Annotated in this window: 15 protein-coding genes; 8 read left to right on the top strand and 7 right to left on the bottom strand. The window is 64.0% G+C overall.

Annotation, left to right across the window (positions count from 1 at the left end; all coding sequences use genetic code 11):
* The first annotated feature begins 137 nt into the window (after positions 1-137).
* Both C2L65_RS23105 and C2L65_RS23100 read left to right on the top strand, forming a co-directional pair.
* Positions 138-2,375: a TonB-dependent receptor gene (locus C2L65_RS23105; RefSeq protein WP_042308120.1), complete on the top strand. Its 2,238-nt coding sequence runs from the start codon at positions 138-140 to the stop codon at positions 2,373-2,375.
* 100 nt (positions 2,376-2,475) lie between these two features.
* Positions 2,476-3,159, top strand: coding sequence for a Fe2+-dependent dioxygenase (locus tag C2L65_RS23100; protein ID WP_007587605.1), 684 nt, complete (start codon positions 2,476-2,478; stop codon positions 3,157-3,159).
* A gap of 3 nt (positions 3,160-3,162) precedes the next feature.
* Here C2L65_RS23100 and C2L65_RS23095 read toward each other — a convergent pair whose 3' ends face one another.
* Positions 3,163-4,074: a DMT family transporter gene (locus C2L65_RS23095; RefSeq protein ID WP_042308288.1), complete on the bottom strand. Its 912-nt coding sequence runs from the start codon at positions 4,072-4,074 to the stop codon at positions 3,163-3,165.
* A 101-nt stretch (positions 4,075-4,175) separates the two neighbouring features.
* Between C2L65_RS23095 and C2L65_RS23090 the strand changes: the two genes are divergently transcribed.
* Positions 4,176-5,054 (top strand): LysR substrate-binding domain-containing protein, encoded by an 879-nt coding sequence (locus C2L65_RS23090; protein WP_042308118.1) that lies wholly within the window; start codon positions 4,176-4,178, stop codon positions 5,052-5,054.
* A gap of 54 nt (positions 5,055-5,108) precedes the next feature.
* On the opposite strand, the gene C2L65_RS23085 is transcribed toward C2L65_RS23090, so the two are convergent.
* The 4 genes from C2L65_RS23085 to C2L65_RS23070 form a co-directional block, all read right to left on the bottom strand.
* Positions 5,109-6,824: a lactate permease LctP family transporter gene (locus C2L65_RS23085; protein ID WP_042308286.1), complete on the bottom strand. Its 1,716-nt coding sequence runs from the start codon at positions 6,822-6,824 to the stop codon at positions 5,109-5,111.
* Positions 6,825-6,937: 113 nt separating this feature from the next.
* Complete coding sequence (locus C2L65_RS23080) at positions 6,938-8,383, bottom strand: LutB/LldF family L-lactate oxidation iron-sulfur protein (RefSeq protein WP_042308116.1); 1,446 nt, start codon at positions 8,381-8,383, stop codon at positions 6,938-6,940.
* Entirely contained in the window at positions 8,380-9,096 is a 717-nt protein-coding gene (locus C2L65_RS23075; protein ID WP_042308114.1) for a LutC/YkgG family protein, read from the bottom strand. The genes C2L65_RS23080 and C2L65_RS23075 overlap by 4 nt, the downstream gene beginning before the upstream one ends.
* A complete protein-coding gene (locus tag C2L65_RS23070; protein ID WP_042308113.1) occupies positions 9,093-9,887 on the bottom strand; it encodes a (Fe-S)-binding protein in 795 nt (264 codons plus the stop codon). The genes C2L65_RS23075 and C2L65_RS23070 overlap by 4 nt, the downstream gene beginning before the upstream one ends.
* Before the next feature lie 153 nt (positions 9,888-10,040).
* On the opposite strand from C2L65_RS23070, the gene C2L65_RS23065 reads away from it, so the two are divergent.
* A complete protein-coding gene (locus C2L65_RS23065; protein ID WP_174485053.1) occupies positions 10,041-10,751 on the top strand; it encodes a FadR/GntR family transcriptional regulator in 711 nt (236 codons plus the stop codon).
* A gap of 55 nt (positions 10,752-10,806) precedes the next feature.
* Here C2L65_RS23065 and C2L65_RS23060 read toward each other — a convergent pair whose 3' ends face one another.
* Both C2L65_RS23060 and C2L65_RS23055 read right to left on the bottom strand, forming a co-directional pair.
* Positions 10,807-12,396, bottom strand: a complete 1,590-nt coding sequence (locus C2L65_RS23060) for a methyl-accepting chemotaxis protein (RefSeq protein WP_042308110.1) — start codon at positions 12,394-12,396, stop codon at positions 10,807-10,809.
* A 147-nt stretch (positions 12,397-12,543) separates the two neighbouring features.
* Entirely contained in the window at positions 12,544-13,467 is a 924-nt protein-coding gene (locus C2L65_RS23055; RefSeq protein ID WP_042308108.1) for a LysR family transcriptional regulator, read from the bottom strand.
* A 140-nt stretch (positions 13,468-13,607) separates the two neighbouring features.
* Between C2L65_RS23055 and C2L65_RS23050 the strand changes: the two genes are divergently transcribed.
* The 4 genes from C2L65_RS23050 to araD all read left to right on the top strand — a co-directional run bounded on the left by C2L65_RS23050 (position 13,608) and on the right by araD (position 17,996).
* Positions 13,608-14,351, top strand: a complete 744-nt coding sequence (locus C2L65_RS23050) for an SDR family oxidoreductase (RefSeq protein ID WP_042308106.1) — start codon at positions 13,608-13,610, stop codon at positions 14,349-14,351.
* Between the two features lie 130 nt (positions 14,352-14,481).
* Positions 14,482-15,567, top strand: coding sequence for a transporter (locus C2L65_RS23045; protein WP_416365508.1), 1,086 nt, complete (start codon positions 14,482-14,484; stop codon positions 15,565-15,567).
* A 159-nt stretch (positions 15,568-15,726) separates the two neighbouring features.
* Positions 15,727-16,035 (top strand): EthD family reductase, encoded by a 309-nt coding sequence (locus C2L65_RS23040; RefSeq protein ID WP_042308103.1) that lies wholly within the window; start codon positions 15,727-15,729, stop codon positions 16,033-16,035.
* Positions 16,036-16,235: 200 nt separating this feature from the next.
* Complete coding sequence (gene araD, locus C2L65_RS23035; RefSeq protein WP_042308102.1) at positions 16,236-17,996, top strand: L-arabinonate dehydratase; 1,761 nt, start codon at positions 16,236-16,238, stop codon at positions 17,994-17,996.
* Positions 17,997-18,014 lie beyond the last annotated feature (18 nt).

Raw genomic sequence — 18,014 nt, 5'->3', positions numbered from 1 at the left:
GATACCGATTCTCATTTAGATGGAGCCGGCCGGGGAGACAGCTACCGGCGGGGCGGTTCGCGCGAAGACGCGAACCGGACGGGCAGGCACCGCCCGTTGCACCAAGAAAAAATCAGTTACAACGACAGGGAATCGTGATGCTTCGAACCACGCCACTCGCAGCGGCCGTCATGGCCGTCTTTGCGACGCCGCTGTTTGCTCAAACGACGACGCCAGCCACACCGGCAGTACAGGTTGCCCAGGCTGCAACGTCCGCTTCTCCCGCCAGCCAGCCCTCGGCCAGCCAGCCTTCCGAAAGCAACACACTGCCGGCCGTCAAGGTGACGGGGCAGGCCGACAACGCCACTGACTTCCAGCCCGACACCTCCAGTGTCGGCGCCAAGGTGCCGACCGCGCTGCGCGACATTCCGCAGGCCGTCACCGTCATCCCGAAGGCCGTGCTCCAGTCGCAGGCTGCGAACTCGTTCTCCGACGCGCTGCGCAACGTGCCCGGCATCACGATCGGCGCCGCCGAAGGCGGGCAGATCGGCAACAACATCAACTTGCGCGGCTTCTCGGCGCGTACCGACATCTACCTCGACGGTTTCCGCGATCGCGGCCAGTACTACCGCGACACGTTCAACCTCGAATCGATCGACGTGCTGTATGGCCCGTCGTCTCTGTACTTCGGACGCGGTTCGACGGGCGGCGTGATCAACCACGTCAGCAAGGAACCGCAGCTGAAAAAGCGCGCCGACGTCTCCGTGCAGGCGGGCACGCATGACCGTTACCGCACGACGGTCGACCTCGACACGCCGATCACCGACACCTCCGCGTTCCGCATTAACGCATTCGGCCAGAGCCTCGGTTCGTCGCGCGACGTGATGAAGAACAAGGACTATGGCGTCGCGCCCGAAGTGAAGTTCGGCATCGGCACGCCGACGGAAATCACGCTGTCCGCGCTGATCCAGCACAACCGCGACCAGCCCGACTACGGCGTTCCGCCGCTGAACGGCCACCCCGCGCCGGTAAATCGCGGCACGTTCTACGGCTACACCGACGACCGCACGATTCAGGACGTGCAGACGTTCAGCGCGCGCATCAAGCATCGCTTCAACGAAGACGTGACGGTGCGCAACCAGACGCAGTTCAGCCACTACAGTACGGAAGCGCGCGCGACCAATGCGGCGTCGGTGCTGACGGGGCCGCTGTCGACGTCGACGGCGCTCACCAACGGCAACTTCACGAACATCGATCCGTCGAAGCTGTTCGTGAAGCTGCAGGGCAAGGACCGCAACATTAACGACCATTCGGTCTACAACTCGACCGACGTCGAGTGGAAGTTCAACACCGGCCCGGTCAAGCACGACCTGCTCGCCGGCGTCGATCTGAGCCACGAAACGTATAGCAACCAGAGCTTCACGGCGACTTCGCCGGGGATGACCTCGAACACGATCGGCGTGGTGCCGCTGATCGATCCGCCGTACACGCCGCGCCCCGCGAACGTGAAGGAAGTGGCGACGAATCTCGCGGAATCGAGCGCGAATGGCGTGGGCCTGTATTTGAACGACACGATCTCGCTCGGCGAGCACTGGAAGGTGGTGGGCGGCGTGCGTTGGGACCGCTACGAAGCGTCGATCAAGAATTCGATCAACTTGCCGGGTTACGCGACGCAGACCAATTTCTTCACCAGCGTGCGCGGCGGGATTATTTATCAGCCGGCCGACTGGCAGTCGTACTACGTGTCGTACGGCACGTCGTTCGATCCGTCGCTCGAAGCGCTGACGCTCACCAACGGCCAGCAGAACCTGCCGCCCGAGCACAACAAGTCGTATGAAGTCGGCGCGAAACTGGATCTGCTCGGCGGCGGTCTGTCCGTCACGCAATCGCTTTTCAACATCGAAAAGACGAATGCGCGTACCGCAAACCCCGACGGCAGCTACACGCTCGACGGCGATATCCGCGTACGCGGCTATCAGCTCGGCCTCGCCGGTCACATCACGGACAAGTGGCAGGTGTTCGGCGGCTACACGTATATGGACGGCGTGATTCTGCAGGCGTTCGATGGCACACAAGGCAAGACGCCCGCGAACACGCCGCACAACACGCTGACACTGTGGACCACGTATGCGTTCACGCCGCATTGGGAAATCGGTGGCGGTCCGACGTACATGTCGTCGCGCTATGCGGCGAACAACAACCTCGTACAGGTTGGCGGATACACGCGTTGGGATGCGATGGCCGCGTATCACGCGAAGCGTTACGACGTCCAGATCAACGTGTTGAACCTGACCGACAAGAACTACTACGACGCGCTGATTCCGTCCGACGGTGGACGCGCGGTGCCGGGTTACGGCCGTACGTTCCTCGCGACGCTAAACTATCGCTTCTTCTGATCGCACGAAGCGATAGCCCACGGCACGCCGCGCGCTCGCCCGCATGAAGCGATTCATGCGGAGGCGCGCGGCGCTGCCGCTTATGCAGGAACGTTGAACGATGATTGTCTCGATTCCGGACGTACTGAGTCCCGCCGAAGCCGCCGCGATGCGCGCGGCGCTCGAAGCCAGCGACGCATGGGTGGATGGCCGCGCGACGGCCGGCTACCAGGGCGCGCCCGTCAAGCGCAACCAGCAGATCGCGGAAGGCTCGCAGATCGCGCTGGAAATGGGCGACCGGATTGTCGCGTCGCTGGAGCGTCACCCGCTCTTCATCAGCGCCGCGCTGCCGAACAAGGTGTATCCGCCGCTCTTCAACCGCTACGAAGGCGGGATGCACTTCGGCAGTCATGTCGACGGCGCGATCCGGCTCGTGCCGGGCAGCGGCGTGCGCGTACGCACCGATATTTCGATCACGCTGTTTCTCACGCCGCCGGACGAATACGACGGCGGCGAACTGCTGGTCGAAGATACCTTCGGCGTGCAGGAAGTGAAGCTGCCTGCCGGACACGCCATTGTGTATCCGGGCACAAGTCTGCATCAGGTGCGGCCCGTGACGCGCGGTGCGCGCGTGTCGAGTTTCTTCTGGGCGCAAAGCCTCGTGCGCGACGACACGCAACGCGCGATGCTGTTCGATCTCGACGGCGCGATACAACGCCTGAATGCCTCGAACGGCGATGAAGCGGCGCGCCGCACGTTGGTGGGCTGTTATCACAACCTGCTGCGCATGTGGAGCGAGACCTGAGCGTTACGCCGGCCGTCGCGCCACGGTCGCCGTCTTCTGCGGACTACGCCCGCTTTGCAGCAGGAACACGCCGCCGAGAATGCAGGTCATCGCGAGCAGATCGAGCGGACGAATCGGTTCGTGCGCGACCAGCACGCCGATTCCCAGCGCGATGACAGGCGGAATATACGTGACGCTCGAAGCCGCGATTGCGCCGAGACGCTGCACGATGAAGTAGTACAGGATATACGCGACGCCCGTGCCGAGCAGTCCAAGCCCGAGCACGAGGCCGGCGGCGGCGCGCGCGTCGTGTACGATGCGGGTGATGCCATCGAACGGCGTCACGCAGGCAATCGTCAACAGCGCAAAGCCGATTTGCCACGTCGACAGCGCGACGGGCGACATGTCGAGCTTCGACAGAAAGCGCCGCGCGTAGACGAATGAGCAGCCCACGCTCAGCGAGCCCGCCGCCATATACGCGACACCGCTCAGATCGACGCTCGCGACGGCACCATTCCACGGCCGCGCGATCATCAACACGCCAACGAAACCGCACACCACGCCGACCATCATGCGTGGGCTGGGTCGTTCCGCGCGCAACAGCGCCCACGCGCAGACGAACGAGAAAAGCGGAATGGCACCGCTCAACATGCCCGCTACGCTCGACAGCAACAGCGACGCGCCTTTGGCAAACGCGTAGTAGTAAACGCTTGTCGCGAGCAGCGACATCACGACGAAGTGATGCGCATGGCGCAGCTGTTTCCATGCGAGCGCTTTCGTCGCAAACGCATAGACGAGCAGCGGCAAAAACCCGAACAGCACGCGCAAGAACACGATCTGCGCGGGCGTGATCCACAGGCTGGCCCACTTCATGAAAAGAAAATTGCTGCCCCAGATCAGGCCGAGCAACGCGAACGCGAGATAAGCGGGATTCATGGCAAACACCATCGGATGGAAGGACGATGCGCCGATTGTGCTGCGCGCACGGATGCGGTACAAACGATTTGTTCTCGTCGATACTGCAGAAAAACTATCCTATGTCCGCAATGCCGCCCCTAAAAGCGCTGATCGCGTTCGAGTCCGCGATGCGTCTAAACAGTTTTTCTGCAGCTTCCGATGAACTGAACGTGACGCCCGGCGCAGTTGGCCAGCAGATCCAGAAGCTCGAGGCGTGGCTCGGCGTCGCGCTGTTCGCGCGTCAGGTGCGGCAGATCATCCCCACGGATGAAGCGCGCGCCTACTACGCACAGATTCAGCCGGCGCTCGCACAGATCATGCATGCGAGCCGCCGCGTGCGCGAGAACCAGAGCAAGGGTGTGCGCGTGTCGATGCCGCCCAGCTTCGCGGCCAAATGGTTCGCGCCGCGCATGACGGACTTTTTGATCGCGCATCCGGACATCGCGCTGGAGTTGAATACGACGACCGCGATGGTCGATTTCGAGTTGCAGTCGATCGATCTGGCCGTGCGCTATTTCGACGGCAACGCGCCCGATCTGCACGTGCAACTGCTGCATGCCGATGAAGCGCGCGTTTATTGCAGTCCATCGTATGCGAGGCGGCTGAAGCTGAAAACCCCCGACGATCTGCAACGCGCAACGCTGTTGCACAACACGCTGCATCCGCACTGGACGACGTGGCTGAAGAAATTCAGCAAGCTGTCGGCGCGGCAGATCGACGGCATGGCGGGCATTCATTTCGACCAGTCGCTGATGGCGATCGAGGCCGCCGTGCGGGGACAGGGCGTCGTGCTGACGAGCGCGGTATTGACGGAAGCGGAGACGGCGGCGAAGTCGCTGATCGATCCATTTGGTCAGAGTCTGCCTTTGAAGACTGCGTACTACCTCGTACATCCGCAGTCGATCGAACTCAAGCCGGGTGCGGCGACCTTGAAGGCATGGTTTCTCAGCGCGCCATAAGCAGAACGCCCGCGTTCGAAGCGGGCGTTCATCAAGCGAATGCGAGCGGGTAGATCAACCCGGCAACATCCCCGGCAGCACATAAGCCTGCAACAGCGTGATCAGACCGACGATCATCGCGAACAGCAAACTATGCCGCACCGTGAAGCGGAACAGCTCCGACTCGCGTCCGACGAGCCCCGTCGCCGCGCAGGCGACGGCGATCGACTGCGGCGAGATCATCTTGCCCGTCACGCCGCCCGTCGTGTTCGCAGCCACGAGCAAGGTGTCCGACACGCCGATCTGATGCGCGGTTGCGTGCTGAAGCGAGCAGAAGAGGGCATTCGACGACGTATCCGAACCCGTCAGGAACACGCCAAGCCAGCCGAGCACGGGCGAGAAGAACGGGAACGCAGCGCCCGTTCCAGCGAGCAACAGCGCGAGCGTCGACGACATCCCCGAGTAGTTCGCAACGAACGCGAACGAGAGAACCAGACCGATCGACAGCACCGGGCGGCGCAGTTCCTTCAGCGTTTCGCCGAACGTTGCGAGTGCGTCGCGCGGTTTCACGCGCAGCAGCACCATCGAGATCAGCGCCGTCACGAGGATGGCCGTGCCGACTGCCGAGAGCAGATCGATCTTGAGCACGGCTTCGTAGGCTTTCGGCGTCGCGACGATGGGCGCCGTCTTCATCACGAGCTGATCCAGCGCGGGCACCTTGAACTTGAGGATGCTCCAGGCGAGCGTGCCCTTCGCGGCGAACAGCGCCTTGAACGGCTGCAGGCTCCAGACGGTGACGACGGCAGTCAGAATGCCGAACGGCGCCCACGCGCGGATGGTCTGCGCAAGCGTATAAGGCGAAGCGCGACGGCTGACACCCGCAGCGCCATTCGAACCGCCGCCGAAGCCAGCACCGAATCCGGACAAGGCCGCTGCACCGCCGCTAACAGCACCGCGTGCCGTATCGCGCGCTCGGCGCGGTTGCCAGACCTTCAGGAACGACGCGAGCGCGACGAGACTGACGAGCGCCGACGTGATGTCGGGGAGTTCAGGTCCGATGTGATTCGACGTGAAGTATTGCGTGACGGCGAAGCTGCCGCCCGCGACCAATGCAGCCGGCCACGTTTCCTTCAGGCCGCGCTTGCCGTCCATCATGAACACGAGCCAGAACGGCACGGCGAGCGAAAGCAGCGGCAACTGGCGGCCCGCCGTCGCGCCGATCAGAAACGGATCGATGCTCGTCACCTGGCCCGCGACGATGATCGGAATGCCCATCGCGCCGAACGCGACGGGCGCGGTGTTCGCGATCAGGCACAAACCCGCGGCCTTCAGCGGATCGAAACCCAGTCCGACGAGCAGCGCCGCCGTGATCGCGACGGGCGCGCCGAAGCCGGCCGCGCCTTCGAGAAACGCGCCGAACGAAAAGCCGATCAGCAGCAGTTGCAGACGCTGGTCGTCCGTCAGCGCGAGCACGGATGCGCGGATGATCTCGAACTGTCCCGTCTTGACGACCAGCTTGTAAAGGAAAACGGCCGTGACGATGATCCACGCAATCGGCCACAAGCCGTATGCGAAGCCGAAGCCCGCCGCCGCGAACGCCTGCTGCGCCGGCATGCCGTACGCGAAGATCGCGACGGCCAGCGACAACGCCAGCGTACCCGCCGCCGCGACGTGGCCCTTCAGCCGCAGTCCCGCCAGCGCGACGAAGAAAAAGATGATGGGGATGCTGGCCGCGAGCGCGGATAGCCAGAGGCTGCCGAGGGGCAGGTAGGTCTGATACCAGGGGTGCATGTCGGTCTCCTCCGAATATGCGATCAATGAATTCTTGTCGGCGGCGTGCGGCCGCCCCCGGTGCATCGCCATTGAGGCGATGCACGCGTGTGATCTACGGGGTTGAAAGCGCGTTACTCGGGCTGGCCGCGCTCACGCATCAGGTCATGCAGGCTGCGCGCCGCGGGCTTCAGCGGCTCGCGGTGACGGGTCCAGCCCATCTGGTTCTTCGGCGCGAATGCGCGCAGCCGCGTCGCCGCCCAGCGCAGCACCTTGTACGCGCGCGGATGCGCGAATGCGCCGCTCCAGAAGCGCCACACGAACTGTTCCTCGCGGCTGAACTTCGCGCCTTGTCCGCGCAGCGGATGCGCGACCACTTCGTCCGGATTGCGATTCGCTTCCGTGCGCAGGCGCACCAGCAGTTCGGGAATCGGAATACGCACCGGGCACACTTCGCCGCACGCGCCGCAGAGGCTCGATGCCGTCGGCAGGTCGGCCGTTTCTTCGAGGCCAAGCAGATGCGGCGAAATGATCTTGCCGATTGGCCCCGGATACGTCGTGCCATACGCGTGTCCACCTATGCGCGTGTACACGGGGCAATGGTTCATGCACGCGCCGCAGCGGATGCATTGCAATGTCGCGCGCAGTTGCTCGTCCGCATAGGCCTGCGTGCGGCCATTGTCGAGCAGCACCACATGCATTTCACGCGGACCGTCGCGCTCGCCTTCGCGGCGCGGCCCGGTGATCAGATTGAAGTACGTCGTGATCGCCTGGCCCGTGGCGGAGCGCGTCAGGAGGCTCGACAGCGGCACGATATGCGACAGCTTCTCGACCACTTTCTCCATGCCCATGATCGCGATATGCACGTCGGGCACGGTGGTCGACAGGCGTCCGTTGCCTTCGTTCTCGACGAGCCAGAGCGTGCCTGTGTCAGCCGCCGCGAAGTTGACGCCCGACAGGCCGATGTCGGCATCGACGAATGCGCGGCGCAACGCGCGGCGTCCCGTCTGGATCAGCTCGTCGACGTCTTCCGTATAGCGCGTGTCGGGAATGTTCTGCTCGAACAGTTCGGCGATATCAGCCTTTGTCTTGTGGATCGCGGGCATCACGATATGCGACGGCTTTTCGTGCGCAAGCTGCACGATGTACTCGCCCATATCCGATTCGATGCAGTCGATACCGCGCGCTTCGAGATAATGGTTGAGCTCGATTTCCTCGCTCGCCATCGACTTGCCCTTGATCACGCGCTTCGCGTCATGTGATTGCACGATGCCGTGGATGACCTCGTTCGCTTCGGCGGCTGTTTCGGCCCAATGCACGTGGACGCCGCGCGCAGTGAGATTTTCTTCAAGCTGCACGAGCAGATCGGGCAGGCGCGACAGCGCATGACGCCGCACCGCTTCGCCGAGATCGCGCAGATGCTGCAACTCGTCGTCGTCGGGAAACTGCGTGCGGCGCTTCGTTTGCAGAAAGTCCATCGCGCCGCGAAAGCTGCTGCGCAGTTTCGGATCGTCGAGCGCGGCGCGGGCGCGCGCCTTGAAGTCCTGAGACGGCACGAAGTGCATCGGGGTGGCGTTCATGCTGCGTCTCCATCCGTAGCGACGGCTGCGTCGGTTTGATGTTCGACGATCACGACCCACAGTTCGCGCGGGCCATGCGCGCCATAGGCGAGCGTCTGCTGGATATCGGAAGTCTTCGACGGGCCGGAGATCATCACGAGATTGGTCGGCATGCCCGCCTGCCAGTGCTCGGCGCGCATCGCGGCGTGCAGGTCCGCGTGCAGCGAATGCGCGTAGACGAGCGCGATATGCAGCGGCGGCACGAGCGACATCGTGCGCGGCGAACCGGCGTCGGGCGCGACGATCAGCGTGCCCGTCGACGCGAGACCCGAACGCGCGACCGTGAAGCCGGCGTCGACGGTGTCGAACAGTTCGGCTTTCCAGTTTTCGATCGGCTGATCGTAGTTTCGCGTCGCTACGGAGGAGGGCAACGCCTGCTTCAACGCAGCACCTTCCGCGCGCGACGTATCGAGCAGCAGGCGCTTCACGTTCGCATCGAGCAGACGTTGCGCGATCAACGCGGGCCACGTGCGCTCCGTCGCGCGAAACACTTCGGCATGCGAGGCGGCGAGCGCCGCCTGCATCGATTCGACCAGGGCCTGCGTCGGCAACGCGACACGGCGGCTGTCGTAATGCAGGTCGATCTGTTGATCGAGGCGTTTCAGGTCGTGGCCTGAAACCTGAGCGGGCGCAGCAGCGCGCAACCGTCCGAGCATGCGTTCGCGCGCGTTCATGCTTTGCTTCCCTTGTTTTTCGCATCGGCGCGTTGCGTGCGCCGCCACAGAAAACTCGCGATATGTTCGACTTCGACGGGCGCGCCTTGATGACGTGCCGCATGTCCGATGTTCAGCAGGCAACCGCAGTCGGCGGAAACGATACGCTCGCAGCCCGTCGCGCAAGCGGATGCGACCTTGTCGCGCACCATCGCGCCGGAGATGTCGGGATGCTTCAGCGAAAACGTGCCACCAAAACCGCAGCATTCCGATTCGCGCTCGTGCTCGATGCGCGTGACGCCCGGCAATGCATCGACGAGTTCGACGCCATGTACGCGCGTGCCCATTTCGCGCCGCGCCGCGCATGAGGTGTGCAGTACGACGCGTTCGTTCGGCTCGTCGGTGGTGGCGGGCAATTCGATGTGCAGCACCCGCAGCAGGAATTCGCTCAGTTCGTACACGCGTTCGCTGAGCGCTTGTGCTTTTTGCGCCATCACGGGATCGTCGGCGAACAGCTTCGGCCAGTGGTGGAGCATCATGCCCGCGCACGAACCGGACGGCACGATCACAGGCCACGGCTTCGAGAAGATATCGAGTTGGGCGCGCGCAACGTCACGCGCCTGTTCGGGATTGCCGCTGCTATAGGCGGGCTGGCCGCAACAGCTTTGCTCCTGAGGAAAGTGTACGACCAGCCCTTCGCGTTCGAGCAGCTTCACCGCGTCGAGCCCGGCTTCGGGGACGAACAGATCGACGAGGCAAGTCGCGAACAGATAGACATCGCGTGGGGCCGCCGGATAGTGCCTTTCCTTCATATCTCACTCCAGAATGCGTCCGCTTCATGTGCAGCCTGCATCGAATGCGGCTCGCGCGGATCGCTTGAATCGTTGACGCATGATTCCCAAATGTGCGCGACAATACAAATTGGTTGGACCACTGAAGCACGATCGACGCAGCAGGGGAAGCGTATGGCAACAGGAACGAGAGAACGCGGCAGGGTAGAGGGCGTGATGCGCCAGATGGAAACGTCGCTGCTGGACGGCACCTGGCCGCCCGGTTCGCGGCTGCCCGCCGAGCGCGCGCTGGCCGAACAGTACGACGTCTCGCGCAATACAGTACGCGAAGCGATCCAGCGTCTGGCAGCGCGCGGGCTGTTGCAGAGCCGGCGCGGCGCGGGCGTGTTCGCGACGGATCAGTTGCGCGCGGGCATCGCGTCGCCGTGGGGGCAACTGGTTGCGGATCACCCTGTATTGCGCGACGACATCCTCGAATTTCGCCGTGTGCTGGAAGGCGCGACGGCCTATTTCGCGGCGATGCGCGCGACGCAGGCGGATATCAAGCGCATCCGTTCTTTGATGCGGGAACTGGAGCGCTCGCACGCTTGCGACGACCACGACAGCGAGGCCACCGCCGACGCGCAGCTACACGACGCCATCGCGCTCGCGTCGCACAACACGATGTTCCTGCATCTGCACACGAGCGTGCTCGGCATGCTGCGCGAGCACATCACGATCAGCGGCACGGACGTTCGCCTGCAAGGTCCGGCGGAGTCGGGGCAACTGCTGATCCAGCATCGCGCGGTGGCCGATGCAATCTGTTCGCGGCGTCCGGAAGAGGCGCGCACGGCGATGCACACGCATATCGACTTCGTGCGCAGCATCCGCGAACGGCAGAGCTAGCTGAGCCGCGGTCAGCGGCTCCAAAGTGGTCCAACCAGATCCACACGACGAAACATCAGGCCACGGCGTCGGCAACCTGGAAAGCGTCCACCGAGGTCTTCAGCCGCCCAGCCTGCTCCGTCAGCGAATGCGCAGCGGCGGCAGCCTGTTCGACGAGCGCCGCGTTTTCCTGCGTGAGGCTGTCCATCTGCGTGACGGCGAGATTCACCTGATCGATACCCGCGCTCTGTTCGGCCGCGGCCGCGGCGATTTCCTGCATCACGCCCGTGACGCTCGCAATCGCATCTCGTGCCTGCTGGATCGTCGTGCCCGTGCGTTCGACGAGGCCCGCGCCGTTGCCGACCCTGTCGACGGCGCGGCTGATCAGTTGCCGCACTTCCTTGGCGGCGCCCGCGCTGCGATGCGCGAGCGTGCGCACTTCGCCCGCGACGACGGCGAAGCCACGTCCCTGTTCGCCCGCGCGCGCCGCTTCGACAGCGGCGTTCAACGCGAGGATATTGGTCTGGAACGCGATGCTCTCGATGACCTCGATCACCTCGACCATCTTCTGCGATTCCGTCGAGATATCGCGCATCGTCGTGACCGCCTCGCCGACCATCACGCTGCCCTGGTTCGCGATCTGCGCGGCGCTTTCGGCGAGTTCGCTGGCGGTGCGCGCGTTCTCGGCCGTCTGCCGCACCATCGACGTCATCTGCTCCATGCTCGCCGCCGTCTCCTGCAACGAAGCAGCCTGATTCTCGGTGCGCGACGACAGATCCGCGTTGCCGCTCGCAATTTCTCCCGCGCCCGTCGCGACGTGATCGGCGGCGTGTTTGATGGCGCGGATCGTGTCCGTCAGCGTGTCGCGCATGCGGCGCATTTCGCGCAGCAGGCTGTGATCGTCGTCGGTGCGCGTGTCGATCGACACAGTGAGATCGCCGACGGCGATCGCGTTCGCGACATCCGCCGCGTAGCCGGGGTCGCCGCCGATCGTGCGCTGGATGCTGCGGTTGGTCAGCGCGACGAGCGTGGCCAGCAGCAACGCAATGCCCGCGAACACGCCACCGATCAGATACAGCGAGCGCATGAACGCAGCGTCGATATCGTCGACATACGCGCCGGTCGCGATGATCCAGTCCCACGGCGCGTAGCGCACCACGTAGCCGATCTTGTCGACGGCTTCAGCGGGCCCCGATGCCGGCCCCGCTGCGGAAGCCGGGCGCGAATGCGGAAACACGTAATCGACGAATCCGCCATCGGGCGACTGCGCGACCTTGGCGAAGGCCACATAGTGATGGCGGCCGTCCGCGTCGGCGGTGCCGGCGAGATCCTTGCCGTTGGTCGCGGGCTTGATCGGATGCATGACCATGCGCGGCGTCGAATCGATCACGAGGAAGTAGCCGTCCTCGCCGTAGCGGATCTCGCGCAACCGGGCGAGCGCTTCCGTACGCGCATCTGCTTCGCTCAGCTTGCCGCTCTGCGCGAGCTTCGCGTATTCCTCGACCAGCGACAGCCCGACATGGGCGACATTTACGAGGTCGTTCTTGCGTTCCTCGATGCGGGTTTCGCGCGACAGATACGCCGCCGACACCGACACCAGCAGTAACGCGATCAGGCTAATGACGAGCGGCAACCACAGCTTCTGGGTAAAACTCAGCTTCAGCATCCGGACGCCTCGCTACGTGGGCGATATATTGAAATGTGGACGCACCGCGCTGCAATGCGGCACGCATGTCTCCATCTGATATATCGACCAATGTGGCGTGGGCTTGCGTACAGGGAAACCCTGTCATGGATTGTGCGGAGACGAATCTCAGCGCGCGTCGAAGCGTGCGGCGAGCCGCCGCTCACGGAACGCTTCGACGACGAAGTCGATGAACACGCGCGTCTTGGCGGGCAGCAGCTTGCGGTTCGGGTAGTAAATCGTGATCGGGCTGACTTCCGCATACCAGCCGGGCAAGAGCCGCATCAGCCGGCCGTTTTCGAGCCACGGCGCGGCGTGCGGCGTCGGCAGGAACGCGACGCCGAGACCGGCCAGCGCCGCGTGCGCCATCGCTTCGGGATCGTCGAAGATCATCCGCGTGTTGCATTCGGCGAGCGCTTCTTCGCCGACCTGATTGCGCATCGTCCACGCGCGCAGGCGGCCCGTGCTGCTGGAGCGGCGCGCGATGCCGTCCAGTTCCGCGAGATCGGACGGGTGCGCGGGCAGCGGCCGGCCCGCCATATAAGCAGGCGACGCCGCGACGATCACGCAGGGCCGCGCCAGATCTCGCGCGACCACGCCTTGCGTCAGCTCGATCCCGCCGCCGATCGCCGCATCAAAGCCGCCCGCGATCAGGTCGACGGCGCGGTTGTCGAAGTGCCAGTCGGGCACGATGTCGGGATAGCGTTCGAGAAAGCTGCCGAGCAACGGCACCAGATACTCGCGCCCGAACGCGACGGCCATACTGACCTTCAGCACGCCCGACGGTTTGCCGTCATGCTGCGCGGCACGCGCAAACGCGTCCTGCAAGCTCGCGAACGGGCTGCCCGCATCAGCCCAGAGCTGCTCGCCGCCCGGTGTCATGGTGAGCTTGCGCGTGCTGCGGTGAAAAAGCCGCACGCCCAGATGCGTTTCGAGCCGCGCGACGTTCTTGCTGACGGCGGCAGGCGTGAGGCCGAGGCGCCGCGCCGCCGCCGAAAAGCTGCCCGTTTCGGCGGACTGTATGAACGATTCGATGAGGTTCAGCGCTTCCATGTGGTAACCGTCGTGCTCCTGGCGGGTTTCTGAAGCTTATACCTGTGGTTGAAACTGTTAGTCTTGATTCGATACTACCGGCGATGTAATCCGCTCGCCATACTGGCCTCACCTAATCAAACAATCCACTGGAGCACAACATGAACTCGAATCTGCAAGGCAAGGTAGCTTTCGTCACGGGCGGCGCGCGCGGCATCGGTGCCGCGGTTGTGCGCCGGCTCGCCAGCGAAGGCGCGACGGTCGCTTTCACGTATCACAGCTCGGCTGCGGGCGCGAACGAACTGGTCGCGAGTGTCGAGAAGGCGGGCGGCCGTGCCGTCGCCGTCAAGGCGGACGTCGCCGACCCGGCGGCGCTGACCAACGCGATCAACGAGACGGCACGCCAGCTCGGCAAGATCGACATTCTCGTGAACAACGCCGGCGTGCTGCGCCTGGGCACGCTCGACGTCTTCTCGCTCGAAGACTTCGATGCGACCGTGCAGGTCAACGTGCGCGCTGTGTTCGTGGCGTCGAAGGCGGTGCTCGCGCATATGGGCAAGGGTGGTCGGATCATCAACATCGGCAGCACGAACGCTGATCGCATGCCGTTCGCGGGCGGCGCCGTCTATGCAATGAGCAAGTCGGCACTGCAAGGGTTCGTGCAAGGTCTGGCGCGCGATCTGGGTCCGAAGGGCATCACCGTCAACAACGTGCAGCCCGGTCCCGTCAATACCGACATGAACCCGGAGGAAGGCGAGTTCGCGGCGTCGCTGCATGGCCTGATGGCGATCCCGCGTCACGGGAAGGCCGACGAAATTGCCGGCATGGTCGCGTATGTCGCCAGCCCGGAAGCAGGCTTCGTGACGGGCGCGAACCTGATGATCGATGGCGGCTTCAGCGCTTAAGGCCGCGCTGTAAGGACAGGTTCATCGCGACGCTTGCAGGCCGGGCATTGCGAGAACCTGTCAAAAAGCTGTCAAAGCTTCGACAAATAAACGTCAAGCAGCTGTCACGTAACGTTTCTGCCGTTTGCTCATGTCAGAATGGCGCTTTCGCGGAACCCACCTCGAAACGCACATGACTTTGAACCTGGCGCCCGCCACCTATGGGGCCGACCGCTCCGGCCTCGTTTGCGGATTCCGTTTTGCACCTGACAAATCCGGCATCGCCGTCGATACCGACACGGCGGCCGAATGGCTTGCCGAATGTCAACACGACGTGAAAACGTCGGGCGCCCATCCGGGCGAGTTTCTCTGGCTGCATTTCAATCTCGCGCACGTATCCAGCGAGCGCTGGATGCGCACGCATCTCGATCTGCCCGACACCTTCTTCGAAGCCCTGCGCGAAGGCTCGCATTCGACGCGTATCGAGCACCAGCACGGCGCGTTGCTCGCAGTCGTCAACGACGTGATGTACGACTTCGAGCAGACGCCTTCCGAAATCGCGACGCTGTGGGTCTACACGCACAAGCGGATCATGGTGACGGCGCGCCTGAAGCAGCTGCGCTCGGTCGACCGGCTGCGTGCGTCGGTGCGCAATGGCGAGAGCTTCGATACGGCGGCCGAACTGCTGATCCATCTGCTGCGCGACCAGGCCGATCTGCTGGTGGAAATCGTGCGCAGAACCAGCATCGAAGTCGACCGCGTCGAAGATCATTTTCTGTCGCAGCGCGCCTGGCAAAGCCGGCGAGACCTTGGCGCGATGCGGCGCGTGCTCGTGCGGCTGCAACGCGTGCTCGCGCCGGAGCCGGGCTCGATCTTCCGTCTGCTGGTGCGGCCGCCCGCGTGGCTGTCGCCTGCCGATGTGCAAAGCCTGCGCGATTCGACGGAAGAGTTCTCGCTGGTGCTCGGCGACCTGTCTGGCCTCGCGGAGCGCATCAAGCTGCTGCAGGAAGAGATCGCCGCGCGCCTGAACGAGCAGACCAACCGCACGCTGTTCACGCTGACCATCGTGACGGTGCTCGCGTTGCCTATCAACATCATCGCGGGTCTGTTCGGGATGAACGTGGGCGGCGTACCCCTCGCGGAAAACAAGCACGGTTTCTGGGTGATGGTGCTGCTGGTCGTGAGCTTTACCGTGCTGGCGGGGTGGTGGGCGCTGCGCCGGCGTCCGTCGGCGTGATGGGCGGGGCGCGGTGACAAGGGCGAGGGCGCCGCGTTTGAAACGCGTCCCTTCGACACGGGAACTACAAATGTCGAGCGTAAAATCCACGGACCGTTGAACTGGCAGCATGTGGCATCAAGCAGGATTGCACTGAACGTCCGTTTCAGGAGGCCTCACATGGCAAAGCTCATCGCGCTCTACAAGACCCCCGCCGACCGCAACGCATTCGACGCCCATTATTTCGACAAACATGTGCCGCTCGCGAAGTCGATCCCCGGCCTGCGCCGCTACGAAGTGAGCGTCGGGCCGGTGGCCGTCGCGAAGGGCGAATCGCCTTATGCGCTGGCGGCCATCCTCAGCTTCGACAGCTTCGACTCGCTGCAGCAGGCGCTGGGCACACCCGAAGCCGCCGCCACTACCGCTGATCTGCAGAACTTCGCGCAGGCGGGTGTCGAACTGCTCGTGTTCGACTCGAAAGAGGTCTGACGCGGGCAGGGGCGTTCCCTGCGCGGGTCCTTTCCGGTCTGATTTTCCTTCGCTTCTCCGTACTATCCCTGGCGGACGGAGCGTAATGATAACGCTACCATCCGTCATCCCATCATCGTTTCGCCGCGGCGAAAGACTATCCCTCATGTCCCGCCGCGCGCGCTTGCGGCCGGAATGATAGCGTTACCAAGGAGACTGATTTGTCCTCGAATCGCAAGAAGCCTGAAGAGTTGCGCAGCTACCGCTGGTATGGCGTCAACGATCTCCGTTCGTTCGGCCACCGCTCGCGCACCGCGCAGATGGGCTATCACTCGTCGGACTACATGGGCAAGCCGGTGATCGCCGTCGTCAATACGTGGAGCGAAATCAACTCGTGCCACACGCACTTCAAGCAGCGCGTCGAGGAAGTGAAGCGCGGCATCTGGCAGGCGGGCGGCTTTCCCGTCGAAATGCCCGTGATGACACTCGCCGAGCCGTTCCAGAAGCCGACCACGATGCTCTACCGCAACTTCCTCGCGATGGAGACGGAGGAACTGCTGAAGTCGTATCCGTTCGACGGCTGCGTGCTGATGGGCGGCTGCGACAAGACCACGCCCGGTTTGCTGATGGGCGCGATCAGCATGGACTTGCCAGCAATCTATCTGCCCGCCGGCCCGATGCTGCGCGGCAACTGGAATGGCCGCACGCTGGGCAGCGGCTCGGATACGTGGAAATACTGGGCGGAACTGCGTGCAGGCAAGATCACGGAAGACGAGTGGAAGGGCATCGAAAGCGGCATTGCGCGCTCGCCGGGCCACTGCATGACGATGGGCACGGCCTCCACGATGACGAGCGCGACGGAAGCACTCGGCCTCACGCTGCCGGGCTTCTCGTCGATCCCCGCCGTCGATTCGCGTCACGCGCAGTTTGCGTCGCTGACGGGCCAGCGCATCGTCGAGATGGTGTGGACCGACCAGAAGCCGTCGGATCTTCTGACCGCGAAATCCTTCGATAACGCCGTCACCACCGTGCTCGCGATGTCCGGTTCGACGAACGCGATCGTGCATCTTGTGGCCGTCGCGCGCCGCGCGGGCATCGATCTGACCACGGCACGCTTCGATGAACTTGCGCGCGTGACGCCCGTGCTCGGCAATATCCGTCCGGCGGGCCAGTATCTGATGGAGGACTTCTATTACGCGGGCGGCCTGCGCGCGCTGCTGGCGGAACTTGGTGAGTTGATCGACGGCACGCAGATGACAGTGAACGGTCAAACGCTCGGCGAGAACATCGCGGGCGCGGAAATCTTCAACGACGACGTGATCCGCAAACGCGGCAATCCCGTTGTCGAACGCGACGGCCTCGCCGTGCTGACGGGCAATCTCGCGCCCGATGGCGCGGTGATCAAGCCCGCCGCGATGGAGTCGCATCTGCAGAAGCACCGTGGACCTGCCGTCGTGTTCAAGGACTACGGCGACATGGCCGCGCGTATCGACAGCGAAGACCTCGACGTGACGGCCGATTCGGTGATCGTGCTGCAACATGCCGGACCCGTCGGCGCGCCGGGCATGCCCGAATGGGGCCAACTGCCGATCCCGCAGAAGCTGCTAAAGCAGGGCGTACGCGACATGCTGCGGATCTCCGATGCACGCATGAGCGGCACCAGCTACGGCGCGTGCGTGCTGCACGTGGCGCCCGAGTCGTTCGTCGGCGGGCCGCTTGCGCTCGTGAAGGACGGCGACATCATCGAACTCGACGTGGCAGCGCGCCGCCTGCATCTCGAGGTCAGCGACGCGGAACTCGCGACGCGCAAGGAAGCATGGAAACCGCCGAAGCGTCCGTTCGAACGCGGCTTCGGCGTGATGCATCAATTGCACGTGACCCAGGCAAACAAGGGTTGCGACTTCGACTTCCTCGAAGAGAAACTGACTACGCCTTCGCCCGATGCCCATGAAACGAACAGCAATGAGCCGGAAATCCATTAACACGAACATCGTCACAGC

The sequence above is a fragment of the Paraburkholderia terrae genome, assembly GCF_002902925.1.
Taxonomy (GTDB): domain Bacteria; phylum Pseudomonadota; class Gammaproteobacteria; order Burkholderiales; family Burkholderiaceae; genus Paraburkholderia; species Paraburkholderia terrae.
This window is presented reverse-complemented; position numbering and strand designations above follow the sequence as displayed.